Annotated in this window: 11 protein-coding genes, 16 tRNA genes and 2 rRNA genes; 24 read left to right on the forward strand and 5 right to left on the reverse strand. The window is 39.5% G+C overall.

The genetic code is table 11. The features are described from left to right. The 22 genes from ASG46_RS09435 to ASG46_RS09540 all read left to right on the forward strand — a co-directional run. Nucleotides 1-98 (forward strand): 23S ribosomal RNA (locus ASG46_RS09435); the annotation flags it as partial. Between the two features lie 110 nt (nucleotides 99-208). Next, nucleotides 209-324, forward strand: a 5S ribosomal RNA gene (rrf, locus tag ASG46_RS09440). A gap of 9 nt (nucleotides 325-333) precedes the next feature. Continuing rightward, nucleotides 334-408: transfer RNA gene (locus tag ASG46_RS09445), tRNA-Asn, on the forward strand. Between the two features lie 4 nt (nucleotides 409-412). Continuing rightward, nucleotides 413-503: transfer RNA gene (locus ASG46_RS09450), tRNA-Ser, on the forward strand. A 17-nt stretch (nucleotides 504-520) separates the two neighbouring features. Beyond that, nucleotides 521-595, forward strand: a tRNA-Glu gene (locus ASG46_RS09455). Between the two features lie 32 nt (nucleotides 596-627). After that, a tRNA-Val gene (locus ASG46_RS09460) sits at nucleotides 628-703 on the forward strand. A 15-nt stretch (nucleotides 704-718) separates the two neighbouring features. Next, a tRNA-Met gene (locus ASG46_RS09465) sits at nucleotides 719-795 on the forward strand. A 14-nt stretch (nucleotides 796-809) separates the two neighbouring features. Further along, nucleotides 810-886, forward strand: a tRNA-Asp gene (locus ASG46_RS09470). Nucleotides 887-905: 19 nt separating this feature from the next. Next, nucleotides 906-981 (forward strand) — tRNA-Phe (locus ASG46_RS09475). 6 nt (nucleotides 982-987) lie between these two features. Further along, a tRNA-Thr gene (locus ASG46_RS09480) sits at nucleotides 988-1060 on the forward strand. A gap of 15 nt (nucleotides 1061-1075) precedes the next feature. Then, a tRNA-Tyr gene (locus ASG46_RS09485) sits at nucleotides 1076-1160 on the forward strand. Between the two features lie 13 nt (nucleotides 1161-1173). Beyond that, nucleotides 1174-1247: transfer RNA gene (locus ASG46_RS09490), tRNA-Trp, on the forward strand. A 24-nt stretch (nucleotides 1248-1271) separates the two neighbouring features. Next, nucleotides 1272-1347: transfer RNA gene (locus tag ASG46_RS09495), tRNA-His, on the forward strand. Nucleotides 1348-1356: 9 nt separating this feature from the next. Further along, nucleotides 1357-1428, forward strand: a tRNA-Gln gene (locus ASG46_RS09500). A 7-nt stretch (nucleotides 1429-1435) separates the two neighbouring features. Beyond that, nucleotides 1436-1510 (forward strand) — tRNA-Gly (locus ASG46_RS09505). Between the two features lie 5 nt (nucleotides 1511-1515). Beyond that, a tRNA-Cys gene (locus ASG46_RS09510) sits at nucleotides 1516-1586 on the forward strand. Between the two features lie 14 nt (nucleotides 1587-1600). Next, nucleotides 1601-1689: transfer RNA gene (locus ASG46_RS09515), tRNA-Leu, on the forward strand. 38 nt (nucleotides 1690-1727) lie between these two features. Beyond that, a tRNA-Leu gene (locus ASG46_RS09520) sits at nucleotides 1728-1809 on the forward strand. A gap of 158 nt (nucleotides 1810-1967) precedes the next feature. After that, a complete protein-coding gene (locus tag ASG46_RS09525; RefSeq protein ID WP_019743953.1) occupies nucleotides 1968-2438 on the forward strand; it encodes a GNAT family N-acetyltransferase in 471 nt (156 codons plus the stop codon). Between the two features lie 671 nt (nucleotides 2439-3109). Next, entirely contained in the window at nucleotides 3110-3535 is a 426-nt protein-coding gene (locus tag ASG46_RS09530) for a hypothetical protein (RefSeq protein ID WP_039962727.1), read from the forward strand. 415 nt (nucleotides 3536-3950) lie between these two features. Then, complete coding sequence (locus ASG46_RS09535) at nucleotides 3951-4745, forward strand: phosphotransferase (protein ID WP_046343022.1); 795 nt, start codon at nucleotides 3951-3953, stop codon at nucleotides 4743-4745. Nucleotides 4746-4864: 119 nt separating this feature from the next. Then, nucleotides 4865-5569, forward strand: a complete 705-nt coding sequence (locus ASG46_RS09540; RefSeq protein ID WP_048003255.1) for a hypothetical protein — start codon at nucleotides 4865-4867, stop codon at nucleotides 5567-5569. A gap of 42 nt (nucleotides 5570-5611) precedes the next feature. Here the strand turns inward: ASG46_RS09540 and ASG46_RS09545 are convergent, their stop codons facing one another. The 5 genes from ASG46_RS09545 to ASG46_RS09565 all read right to left on the reverse strand — a co-directional run bounded on the left by ASG46_RS09545 (nucleotide 5612) and on the right by ASG46_RS09565 (nucleotide 8407). Beyond that, nucleotides 5612-6157, reverse strand: coding sequence for a histidine phosphatase family protein (locus tag ASG46_RS09545; RefSeq protein ID WP_056704288.1), 546 nt, complete (start codon nucleotides 6155-6157; stop codon nucleotides 5612-5614). Between the two features lie 71 nt (nucleotides 6158-6228). Then, nucleotides 6229-6420, reverse strand: coding sequence for a hypothetical protein (locus tag ASG46_RS09550; protein WP_045035292.1), 192 nt, complete (start codon nucleotides 6418-6420; stop codon nucleotides 6229-6231). Between the two features lie 117 nt (nucleotides 6421-6537). After that, complete coding sequence (locus ASG46_RS09555) at nucleotides 6538-6831, reverse strand: hypothetical protein (RefSeq protein WP_024719925.1); 294 nt, start codon at nucleotides 6829-6831, stop codon at nucleotides 6538-6540. Between the two features lie 64 nt (nucleotides 6832-6895). Next, on the reverse strand, nucleotides 6896-7585 hold the full coding sequence (locus tag ASG46_RS09560) for a DUF1963 domain-containing protein (protein WP_056704290.1): 690 nt from the start codon (nucleotides 7583-7585) through the stop codon (nucleotides 6896-6898). A gap of 18 nt (nucleotides 7586-7603) precedes the next feature. After that, nucleotides 7604-8407: a DUF2262 domain-containing protein gene (locus ASG46_RS09565; protein ID WP_046343029.1), complete on the reverse strand. Its 804-nt coding sequence runs from the start codon at nucleotides 8405-8407 to the stop codon at nucleotides 7604-7606. A gap of 534 nt (nucleotides 8408-8941) precedes the next feature. Between ASG46_RS09565 and ASG46_RS09570 the strand changes: the two genes are divergently transcribed. Continuing rightward, a complete protein-coding gene (locus tag ASG46_RS09570; RefSeq protein WP_007497007.1) occupies nucleotides 8942-10885 on the forward strand; it encodes an LTA synthase family protein in 1944 nt (647 codons plus the stop codon). 156 nt (nucleotides 10886-11041) lie between these two features. Further along, entirely contained in the window at nucleotides 11042-11608 is a 567-nt protein-coding gene (lepB, locus tag ASG46_RS09575; RefSeq protein WP_017360387.1) for a signal peptidase I, read from the forward strand. Nucleotides 11609-11737 lie beyond the last annotated feature (129 nt).

The following is an 11737-nucleotide window of genomic DNA, read 5'->3' on the forward strand; positions in this document are numbered from 1 at the left end:
AGTAAGATCCCTGAAAGATGATCAGGTTGATAGGTCTGAGGTGGAAGCGTGGTGACACGTGGAGCTGACAGATACTAATAGATCGAGGACTTAACCTATATTCTAATGTGAARMATGAACATTGTTATCTAGTTTTGAGAGAATATTTTTTGAAATATCTCTTGATTTATTTGTAATACATAGTATAATATCTTTTGTCACTAAATTGTCTGGTGATGATGGCGAAGAGGTCACACCCGTTCCCATACCGAACACGGAAGTTAAGCTCTTCAGCGCCGATGGTAGTTGGGGGTTTCCCCCTGTGAGAGTAGGACATCGCCAGGCTTTCTTCATTCCGCAGTAGCTCAGTGGTAGAGCTATCGGCTGTTAACCGATCGGTCGTAGGTTCGAATCCTACCTGCGGAGCCAATTTGGAGAGCTGTCCGAGTGGCCGAAGGAGCACGATTGGAAATCGTGTAGGCGGTAACCCCGTCTCAAGGGTTCGAATCCCTTGCTCTCCGCCACAATTTACATAATAAAGGGCCCGTTGGTCAAGCGGTTAAGACACCGCCCTTTCACGGCGGTAACACGGGTTCGAATCCCGTACGGGTCACCATTTTTATAGAAATACATACCAGCATTTTATTCGGAGGATTAGCTCAGCTGGGAGAGCATCTGCCTTACAAGCAGAGGGTCGGCGGTTCGAGCCCGTCATCCTCCACCATATCTTTTATATCGTCGCGGGGTGGAGCAGTTCGGTAGCTCGTCGGGCTCATAACCCGAAGGTCGCAGGTTCAAATCCTGCCCCCGCAACCAAATTTCTCTTTATTGGTCCGGTAGTTCAGTTGGTTAGAATGCCTGCCTGTCACGCAGGAGGTCGCGGGTTCGAGTCCCGTCCGGACCGCCATTTTTTAAAAAGAATACTTGGCTCGGTAGCTCAGTTGGTAGAGCAACGGACTGAAAATCCGTGTGTCGGCGGTTCGATTCCGTCCCGAGCCACCACTATTTGCCGGTGTAGCTCAATTGGTAGAGCAACTGACTTGTAATCAGTAGGTTGGGGGTTCAAGTCCTCTTGCCGGCACTGTTTTTCAAATGTGGAGGGGTAGCGAAGTGGCTAAACGCGGCGGACTGTAAATCCGCTCCCTCCGGGTTCGGCGGTTCGAATCCGCCCCCCTCCACCATTTTTATTTTCATAGGGGCATAGTTTAACGGTAGAACAGAGGTCTCCAAAACCTCCGGTGTGGGTTCGATTCCTACTGCCCCTGCCAATTATATGATTCATAACATCTATGGCGGTTGTGGCGAAGTGGTTAACGCACCAGATTGTGGCTCTGGCACTCGTGGGTTCGATTCCCATCAATCGCCCCATTTTATTATTGGGCTATAGCCAAGCGGTAAGGCAACGGACTTTGACTCCGTCATGCGTTGGTTCGAATCCAGCTAGCCCAGTTGATATGCGGAAGTAGTTCAGTGGTAGAACACCACCTTGCCAAGGTGGGGGTCGCGGGTTCGAATCCCGTCTTCCGCTCCAATTATGGCGGCATAGCCAAGTGGTAAGGCAGAGGTCTGCAAAACCTTTATCCCCGGTTCAAATCCGGGTGTCGCCTTTTTTGAAAAGACTGCCGGGGTGGTGGAATTGGCAGACACACAGGACTTAAAATCCTGCGGTAGGTGACTACCGTGCCGGTTCAAGTCCGGCCCTCGGCACCATTTTTTATTTATTATAAGTTGCGCTCTTTAATGATCATGCCGGTGTGGCGGAATTGGCAGACGCGCACGACTCAAAATCGTGTTCCTCACGGAGTGCCGGTTCGACCCCGGCCACCGGTATCTATATCATCGGTAGTAAATACGATGAAATCAACGTTTCTTACACTTTGTAAGGAACGTTTTTTATTTATCTTCAATACGATTCTTATAAAAATATCGTGTACATATAATCGTGTGCTTATCTGTCATTAAACAAGAATGTTAAAGGAGGGATACATTTGGAGATAAGGTTTGCTAATTTATCAGATACATCGGTAATATATGATTTAATGATAAAGGCATTTTTGGAGTATAAAGACGAAGTGCCACCTTCAAGTGCTTTGGAGGAAACTGTGCAATCCGTTTTAATTGCCTTAAAAGACGGAGAGAGGAGTTTAATTTGTTATATTGATAATCAGCCAGTTGGAATGGTTCGCTTTAAAATAAAAGAAGATAGTTTATATTTTTATAGACTATCAGTAATTCCAGAAATGCAGGGTCATGGTATTGCCAAAAAATTATTAAGCTTTTTAGAAAATTTTGCAGTACAAGAAGAATTAACTAGTATATTCTGCAAAGTTCGTATGACCGTGACTAGAAACATAAAATTGTATAGTTCAATGGGGTATAGCATCTACGATGAAGAAGTTGTACATAAGCCAAATGGTTTAAGTATAAAAATTGTTTCAATGATGAAAAAACTTGGTTAAAAAATTATCGATTGGAGGGTGAATTTCATGCATTTGATATGTGAAAGTGAAAAAATATAAGATTATTTGCTTGAATTAAACCAAGTCAATTATACTAATCCTATTATTAGGTCTAATGAAGATGAACTTTTTAATCCGGCTCAAACTGAAATTGAAAAGACAAAACTTGCTTATGAGTATGTTCGTGATGAAATATCTCATTCTTGGGATATACAAGGGAAACGGGTAACATGTAATGTATCGGATGTATTAGTGTATAAAGAAGGAATATGCTATGCAAAATCTAATTTGTTAGCATCTTTATTTTAAGAAATGTTGAATAAATAGCATAATGCCAATGGTTCAAGGGTTCAGACGTTCAAGTACGACTCAAAATCGTGTTCCTCTGGAGTGTCGGTTCGACCCCTGCCACCGGTATCTAGTTTAAGATATTCTTTATTATCGTCAATTACAGAAGAATTAAGGAATATTAACGTTTAAAACGTCTTTCTACAAATTGTAGGAGGGCTTTTTTTATTTGTTGTTTACCTGATTTTTCACACGAAAAAATTACTTCAAATTGTGTTCAAAGGAGATTAACTTTTACTTTATTGATGGTTACCTTATGATTAAACTAAAGGGGCAGGACAATTGAAGATGGATTGGATCAATTGTACATAGGAGGTGTTGTAATGATTACGGTTAAAAATGCTGAAAGTTATCTTAAAGATAGCATCGGTGAAGATACCGGTGAGATAAATAAGGTTTGGGAAACATTTAAGGCTTTTTCAAAGGAGACCGTTGAGGGCGAAGAAGATAAAGAAATTTTATTTCAGTGTGGTGTCTATGATTTTACAGGAGAGGAATTATTTCATCTTGATTTTGTACGTCAGTTTACAATTTATGAAGAAGATGATTATTCTCATATGGAACAACTGCACTGTGAATTTTTATTTAAACCAACAAGCGAGTTAAAAAAGTTAAAGGTGGTAGAAGAATGGTCAATGGATTATGACGAGATAGATCATTTTTTTCATCATATTGAGAGTATTCATGAATTTAAAATTCCTTTGACTTTAAAGCCGATTAAATCAGCAATATATCAAGAAGAACTTTAATTCTTATTTCATTAACGGCTGCTTTACTTTCAGAAGGTATACCTTGCCTTTTTGAAATCATTTATCACGGAGTGCCGGTTCGACCCCGGTCACCGGTATCTATTAAAAGTTTGGTTTTTACCATGAACCTAACGTTTTACCCTCGTGGTGAAACGTTTTTTTGTGGTTTAAATGAGTTATTTAGATGAAAATAGAATCCTATTAGAACAGAATGAGCATGTACTACTTTTAACAGAATAAACTTTAGATGATTTGCAACATTTGGTACGATACATTTAACCATATAAGGAAACAGAATGGATTGGCGCATTCACATAAAACAGTGAATTACCTTTGTGTAACTAAATGAATATTTGTGGGTACATGCACATCTTTAGCTTGCATCATCATTGTGACCCAGTTTGGGGGAGAATTTATGAAAAAACAAAATGATCATGAAGAGTTATTGACAGGTGGAAATGTCTCCAACGTATATCGTTCGGGAGATACGGTTCGCAGAGAGGTAAAGTCAGACAATATGAATATACAAAAGCTGCTAAAGCATTTAGAAAAAAAGAATTTCTCCTATGCTCCAACATTTTTAGGGGTTGATGAAAAAGGTAGAGAGATCTTGTCCTTCATTGAAGGGGTGGCCGGTCATGATCCCTTAAAAGAATACATGTGCTCTCACAATGCTTTAAAAGAAATAGCGAAAATGCTTAGACTGTATCATGATGCTGTTTGTGATTTTCCCATTTCAGACGATTGGGAACGAATGGACAATACGCCTAACAACATAGAGGTTGTGTGCCATAATGATTTTGCGATGTACAATATTATTTTCAAAAATAAAAAGCCAGTGGGAATCATTGATTTTGATGTAGCCGCCCCTGGTCCAAGGCTTTGGGATATTGCATATACTCTCTATACTTGTGTCCCTCTCAGTAGGTTTTTTCGTACAGTAACAGGGGAGGTCGTAAATTATCATTCGTTAGAGCATGCAGCCCATATAAAGTATAGAGTCAAACTGTTTTTTGAAGCTTATGGTGAGGAAATACCAGAAGATTATGTGGACATGGTGTTGCTGCGTTTAGAAGGTCTATGTCAATACATGAAGCGAAAAGCGAATGAAGGGGATAGAGCCTTTCAAAAAATGATTCATGACGGGCACCTTGAACATTATCAAAAAGACATACAATTCATTCATGAACACAGAAAAGAATGGATTTGAGGATGCCAAGGGTTTTATAAAAGAAAAAGGACAACTCATTTTTTTACTAGTTTCATGTGGATGTTACAATTGGTTATAATAGTTCAATAAAATGAATGTAAAGAGGCGGAGTTGTTATCTTGCAAATGAAGACGATATTACAGACTATGATTGAAGATGAGCGATCACATGATTATCCGCTTTTTAGACAGTACTGTGTAAGGAAAGAACAGGGGCTGCGTAAAGATGCGTTAAAGGTTCTTCAGTCTTTTGTTGAAGAGATGAATAAGAACGAATTTACAGCACGGCGTTCATTTGTTGTTTGGCTGTTTGATTACATTGAACGTTTTGAGGATGGTCATCATTTGCTTGTGTATCCATTGGTACACGGGGTGATCCATCCTGTTATTCGAGAGTGGGAAAATATTGATCCAATGGATGTGAGACCGTATCGCTGGCAAGGCTTGTTTGTGCATCAGGGGGAAGGGCTGCCCTATTTATTGAAGGCACTAGAGATGGGAGGCAGCAAAGAGCAGCGAGTGATTGTTCAAATTTGCGAAACCTATTTCTCGGCTTTGTGGTATTCGTTTCATCATATACATGAAGATCTTTATTTAAGTACCTATGAGAAAGATCATGAGCGAATTCAAGGGATTCAAGATGTCATGAAACTGATCGAAGATAAAAAGGTTCAAACCAATGTTGAAAAACTAGCAGTCTACTATAACCAACTTTTATCGGACTGGAAGGAATTTCAGCAGACGGAGACAAGAGGCTTTGTGAAATGGTGTGCGGATCGTAAGAAGCCCTATGAGTGGGTACAGACATTTTACTATAATCAATAGTTGTTTTTCATAAGAAAAAGGCTGGGGTCAACCCTGCCTTTTTTATTTATGCCATATTCTTTCTATTTCTACATGGTCTGCTTTAAAATATTTCAGGATGTAGACATCAGGATTGCTTAGTTGTTCCCACTCCTTGAATCCAATTGCAGGATCGGCGTGTTTTAGAAGCAGGCTCATAATATTGCCATGAGTGGCGAATAAAGTATGATCTCTTCCTAAGTTTATTTGTTCATAGAGTGCCTCTACAATACGATTCATCGCTTCTTGGCTCGACTCTCCGCCTTCACAGGTCATATGCAAGTCCGAAAAACTGAGCTTTAGTTTTTCATACCAATCTTCCATTGGTTGACTGCTTAACCTACGTTCAGAGAGACGCTTATCCATTTGTACCTTTATCTGCTTGGCATGAGCAAGGGGCTCAGCGGTTTGAATCGCTCGTTTATAAGGACTTGAGATGATCTGGTTGAGCTGAATGTCGGAAAAAAACTGTGCGAGTTCATGCGATTGTGTGATGCCTTGAGGCGTTAAAGACGCATCCTCGGATTGTCCATCTGCTTGACAGTGTCTGACGAAATAATATGTCTTCATAGGGGGGACACCTTCCTCTAAGTATAAAAAAATCATCCAATATTGGATGAGGGTTCACGAAAGTTGAGGTTCTATTTGTTCGTGTCTGCTTCTTTGTATGGATCTATCAGTTTGGAGGTTAGGTCTAAGTTGAACAAAAAATCATCTACGGTGTCTGTGCCAAAGGGAAGGGCAGAAAAATTAATTGGGATGCTGTCTTCTTGCGTATCTGAAGTAATCGGCTGTTTGTGCTGCTTTTTTCTCCAGTTCTTAAACAAGCGCATGTGAGGCCCCCTTTTCTAAAAAAAGATGGATTTATACATAATATACGGGGAGAGTTGTCCGAGCGTCAATTGTTTTCTTCAAAAGGATTTACTACATTTGTACGGAAAGAGCCACAGCTAAGTGCGGATCTTTCCGTGTTTTGACATGGCACGGTGTATGGCTTGTTGTACCTTTCGTTCGCATCTGATGTTGTATGGCTTCTTATGGAGTTTACTCGTCTTAAATTGACCAATTACACGGCGGACTCCTTGATCATAAATGATCAGCTCTCTGCTCGTTTGATCACTTAATAACGCTTGAAACCAGCTGTATTTTTTTAGCTGAGCTGCATTTCGTGATATATCATCTTCATCTACCTGTAAAAAAGGGATATACAGAGCAAGATTGAAGATGTCTAAAATGAATCCCATATTACCGGCCCCCTTCATATCGTTTATTACGATTAGAAAGGGGAATGGTTCCATACAGTTGGTTTTAAAAACAATCCCAGTGCATGAACCATTCTTTATTGTTTTTGTCATAATAGAAATACATCGTGCCGTTATCACCAATCATGAACCGAGGTTTTTCTTCTGAGGCGATTTGCAGCATGAATTCTCCTGACATCTGGTGGGGAGGAGATTGGATGTAAGCTCCGTATCCACCGATTTTTGTGAACGAGTAGTTTGAGTAATACTCGAAGAAATGATCTGTCGCTTCTTCACTTTCATTAACCTCTGATAAGTCAACGTATGACCAAGCTTCCTCCCAGCATGGATAATCCGGTTGTTCCCCTTCGAGCCACTCTATCTGGAAAGGTTTCATTCCTTTCACGTCTTCAGGGGTCTCAGCGATTTCTAATCCTTCCATTGATGAATATTCAATGAGTTTCCAGCCCTCACCGTTTTTGGCGATATCGATCGGAAGGTTTTTCTTGTTGATGAAAATTTGAATCATCTTACATTCATCAAAGCCGTTCATTCCCCCTGGTACTTCGGGTAAATACATTTGTAAAATGGGAATCATAGCTCCATCTTGATCTGCCGGCCACCCTTTATCACGTTGGATGAAAAAATGACCTGCAAACCAGCTGTACTTAGAAGGATCAGGGCGAAACCCGCCTATTTTGGCTACAATAGGTGTTTTTCCTAGTTGATTTAATTCGTCAAAAGCTTTGATCTTCATTTATCTATCCTCCATTCTTTAGCCAGCAATGTGTGCATCTTGAAACGTTCCATTCATATTGCCAGAGACAATGATGACATGTCCCCAAAATAAATCTCCGTCATGATAGTAGGCTTCGAATTCTCCATTTGGATAAGCATGGACGCTTTCAAGAGAGATGCGGCTGATAAATTGATCCGGTGTGATCTCTTCTGAATTTTCAGCGGAGTCGTCTTGTTCCTGCCAATCTTTTGCTAGTTCAAGCAGCTGATTTGCTGCATATGACTTCATGGAGGCATCCCATGTTGTCTGCTCTTCTACGAGTTGTCTAGCCGTTTTCAGAGAGTCATTCATTTCTTCCTCTTCTTCAAGATTGAAGTAAAGAAGGCACTCCTCATTGCCCCACTGGATGGTTGTTTCAAATAAGTCTAGTCCTTTCACTAATTCAAAGGTACCCAGCTTGTCATCGTGGTAAAAGATAGGTTGTTGAGCTTCTTCTAATATTTCTTGAAGTTCCTTATCTTCAGTATCTGTATCAACAAGTGAAACGAGCATAAATTCACCTTCACCTTTACGTACTTGAAGTGTGACGATAGATTCTTTATGTAATTGCGCTTGTTTTTCTCGTAATCCCTTTTCATCTGTTAACCAGCACAGTCTCACTTTTTCGGTTATGATGCGGTCTTTTTCCTTCCATGCAATGAGTGGGATTGAAGCAGTCCAAAGAGTTTCTTTTCCTGCTTTTCCTGCGCCGACTCCAGAAGGTCCTGTAACAGCCATGATGTCTATCACTTCTTCTGAGAATCTTTGTTCAAATATGTTGATTTGTTTGTTTGATTTCATAGGATGTCCCCCAGCTTGATTTATTTGATGGAGCTATACCTTTATCACACCGTACATTGGCAGAGGAAATCAAGCTTTTTTTGTTTAAAACTGTTTTTTAGGTTTGTGGCAACAGAGAGGATACATGGATTGCTGGAGGTTGAGTCACAATAAAAAAGCAAATCGGTTCGGATTTTGTATAAATTTGGCTAAGTGAGTCGAAAAGCCTAGGTGATTCTTCCTTTTCTTTATAATTACTTTGACACGATTAGATGAAAAAAGTAAAGTAGTACTGAGTGATTTACAAAACCTTCATCATTCTCTGAAACATGAAGTGGCAGTAAATTTAATGTAAATGGATATTTTTCCTTTTATTTACTCGTATTTTTTTTGAAACTTATGATGCTTCTTATTCGTTATATTAAAGGAGCACATGTAACCTGCGGAGAAAAGAGCATCGGAATGCTTGGTGCAGAAGATTTACATTTGCAAAATCAATGTAAATTTTTTATGATTTCATTTATATCAGATCGAAAATAAGAAAGAAGAGGTTTTATGAAAAAAATATTTGCGAACAAATATAGCTTTTTTGTTTTGGCTGTCCTTTTATTTTGGGCAAAATCGTACACAGCCTACAAAATGGACTTTAATTTAGGAGTGAAGGGATCTTTTCAAGAGGGTCTTCTCTTATTAAATCCATTCAGTTCAGCCATCGTGTTTTTAGGACTTGCTCTCTTTTTGAAGGGGCGTAAATCGGCCATTGTTTTAATTGTCATTGATTTTATTATGACCGCACTTTTATATGCGAATGTAGCGTACTATCGTTTCTTTGATGATTTTTTAACCTTCCCGACAATGAAACAAGCCGGTAATCTTGGGGGAGGTATGACTGGCGGTGTATTAGCAAGTATTAAGCCGCATGACCTTTTGTACTTCCTTGATATCATCATTTTAATTGCCATTGTCATTTGGAGACCAGAAGTGAAGAAGTTCCAAATGAAAAAAACTTTCGCACTGCTAATTGTGGCTGCAGGTGTTGGACTGTTCTTCGTTAACCTACACTTAGCTGAAAAAGATCGTCCAGAATTATTGACGAGAACATTTGATCATAAGTACATTGTGAAATATTTAGGTGTTTATAACTATGCGATTTATGACGGCGTGCAAACTGCACAAAATGCAACGCAGGTAGCAAATGCGAGTAGTGATGATTTAACGGATGTCGTGAACTATACGACTTCTCACTATGCGAAACCAAATGCAGAATACTTTGGTCAAGCTAAAGGGAAAAACATCATCAAAATCCATTTAGAAAGCTTCCAGTCATTTTTAATTGACTACAAGTTAAATGGAGAAGAAGTGACGCCGTTTTTAAACAAACTAGCTCATGGAAAAGAAGATTTTACGTATTTTGATAACTTCTTCCACCAGACTGGTCAAGGGAAGACTTCTGATGCTGAGCTCATGATGGATAATAGTATGTTTGGCTTACCAGAGGGTGCAGCGTTTGTGACAAAAGGTGAAAATACCTTCCAATCACTTCCTGCCATCTTAGATCAAAAAGCAGGCTATACGAGTGCAGTGCTTCACGGGGATTATAAATCTTTCTGGAACCGTGACACGATTTATAAACATATGGGAATTGATCAATTCTTCGATGCATCTTATTACAACATGGATGAAGAAAACCTTGTAAACATGGGTTTGAAGGATAAACCATTCTTTAAAGAATCAATCCCAATGTTAGAATCAATGAAAAAGCCATTTTACGCACACTTAATGACATTGACCAACCATTATCCATTTAATTTAGATGAGAAAGATGCGACAATCGCTAAGGCAACAACTGGCGATAAAACAGTGGATAATTATTTCCAAACAGCGAGATACTTGGATGAGTCATTAGAACAATTCTTTAAGGACTTGAAAAAATCAGGTCTATATAAAGACTCAGTGATTCTATTATATGGTGATCATAACGGTATTTCTGAGAACCATAACCGTGCAATGAGTGAGATTCAAGGGAAAGAAATTACGCCATATCAAAATGCACAAAATCAGCGTGTACCGCTCATGATTCGGATCCCTGGGAAACAAGGCGGCGTGAATCATACGTATGGCGGTGAAGTAGACGTGATGCCGACGCTTCTTCACTTACAAGGTATTGATTCAAATGAGTACGTGAATTTTGGAACAGATTTATTCTCTAAGAAGCATGATCAAACTGTTGCATTCCGTAACGGAAACTATGTGACACCAAAATATACCCTTGTAGATAATACGGTCTACGATACAAAAACGGGTAAAGTGGTGAAACAAAACAAAAAGACAGAAGCGATTAAAGCCCGTGTTGATAATCAGTTAAGCTTGTCAGATAAAGTACTATACAGGGATCTTCTTCGATTCCATAAGCTATCTGATTTTAAACCAGTGAATCCATCTGATTATTTCTATGGTAAAACAAACAAAGAGACAGAAGCGGATTCTTCTGCTAACTAACTGAGTTTTGGGCAAGCACAGAAAGGTGCTTGCCTTTTTCTCTCTTACAGCTTGATTTGTTGGCAAAATATGTTTATATTTAGGGAGAAACAAGCGTGGCGTCAGCGGTCAGCTGGCGATAACTCATTTTGTCCTAGGGGATTTCAGGAGGAGCTTATGACAACAAATACAAAAACACAAAAAAAGAAATCAGAATTATGGGGCTGGATCAAAGCCATCTTAATCGCATTTATTGCTGTTTTTATCATTCGTAACTTTTTATTCGCACCGTATATTGTAAAGGGGACTTCTATGGAACCGACACTGCATAATACAGAGCGGGTGTTTGTGAATAAAACAGTCGATTACTTCGGCGATTATAAACGCGGACAGATCATCGTTCTTGATGGGGAAGACCGCAGTACTCACTATGTGAAACGATTGATTGGTTTACCTGGTGATAAAATCGAAATGAAAAATGACCAGCTATATGTGAACGGTCAAAAAGTGGCAGAGCCTTATTTAGCATCAAACAAAAAGAAAGCTGCCGCAGATGGCACCTTGCTGACACCTGATTTCGGTCCTCTTACAGTTCCTAAAGGAAAGTACTTTGTCATGGGTGACAACCGCCAAAACTCAATGGACAGTCGCAACGGTTTAGGTCTTTTTACAAAGAGTGATATTCAAGGGACAACATCATTCGTGTTTTATCCCTTCCAAGATATTCGATTAATCAATCACTAGTCAATAAGAAAAAGCACACAGGTGTGTGCTTTCAGCTTGTAGACAAAGTCTACAAGCTTTTTTGTATAATAAGGGTAATAACACAATTCTGTGGGGGATGAACATGTTATCGAAACGTGAAGAAGAAAG

Source organism: Bacillus sp. Leaf49 (assembly GCF_001426125.1).
Classification (GTDB): Bacteria; Bacillota; Bacilli; order Bacillales; family Bacillaceae; genus Bacillus; species Bacillus altitudinis.

Coding starts and splice junctions, on each gene's coding strand:
- ASG46_RS09535 (WP_046343022.1), top strand. CDS start 3,951: ATGAAAAAACAAAATGATCATGAAGAGTTATTGACAGGTGGAAATGTC.
- lepB (WP_017360387.1), top strand. CDS start 11,042: ATGACAACAAATACAAAAACACAAAAAAAGAAATCAGAATTATGGGGC.
- ASG46_RS09530 (WP_039962727.1), top strand. CDS start 3,110: ATGATTACGGTTAAAAATGCTGAAAGTTATCTTAAAGATAGCATCGGT.
- ASG46_RS09545 (WP_056704288.1), bottom strand. CDS start 6,157: ATGAAGACATATTATTTCGTCAGACACTGTCAAGCAGATGGACAATCC.
- ASG46_RS09570 (WP_007497007.1), top strand. CDS start 8,942: ATGAAAAAAATATTTGCGAACAAATATAGCTTTTTTGTTTTGGCTGTC.
- ASG46_RS09560 (WP_056704290.1), bottom strand. CDS start 7,585: ATGAAGATCAAAGCTTTTGACGAATTAAATCAACTAGGAAAAACACCT.
- ASG46_RS09565 (WP_046343029.1), bottom strand. CDS start 8,407: ATGAAATCAAACAAACAAATCAACATATTTGAACAAAGATTCTCAGAA.
- ASG46_RS09550 (WP_045035292.1), bottom strand. CDS start 6,420: ATGCGCTTGTTTAAGAACTGGAGAAAAAAGCAGCACAAACAGCCGATT.
- ASG46_RS09555 (WP_024719925.1), bottom strand. CDS start 6,831: ATGGGATTCATTTTAGACATCTTCAATCTTGCTCTGTATATCCCTTTT.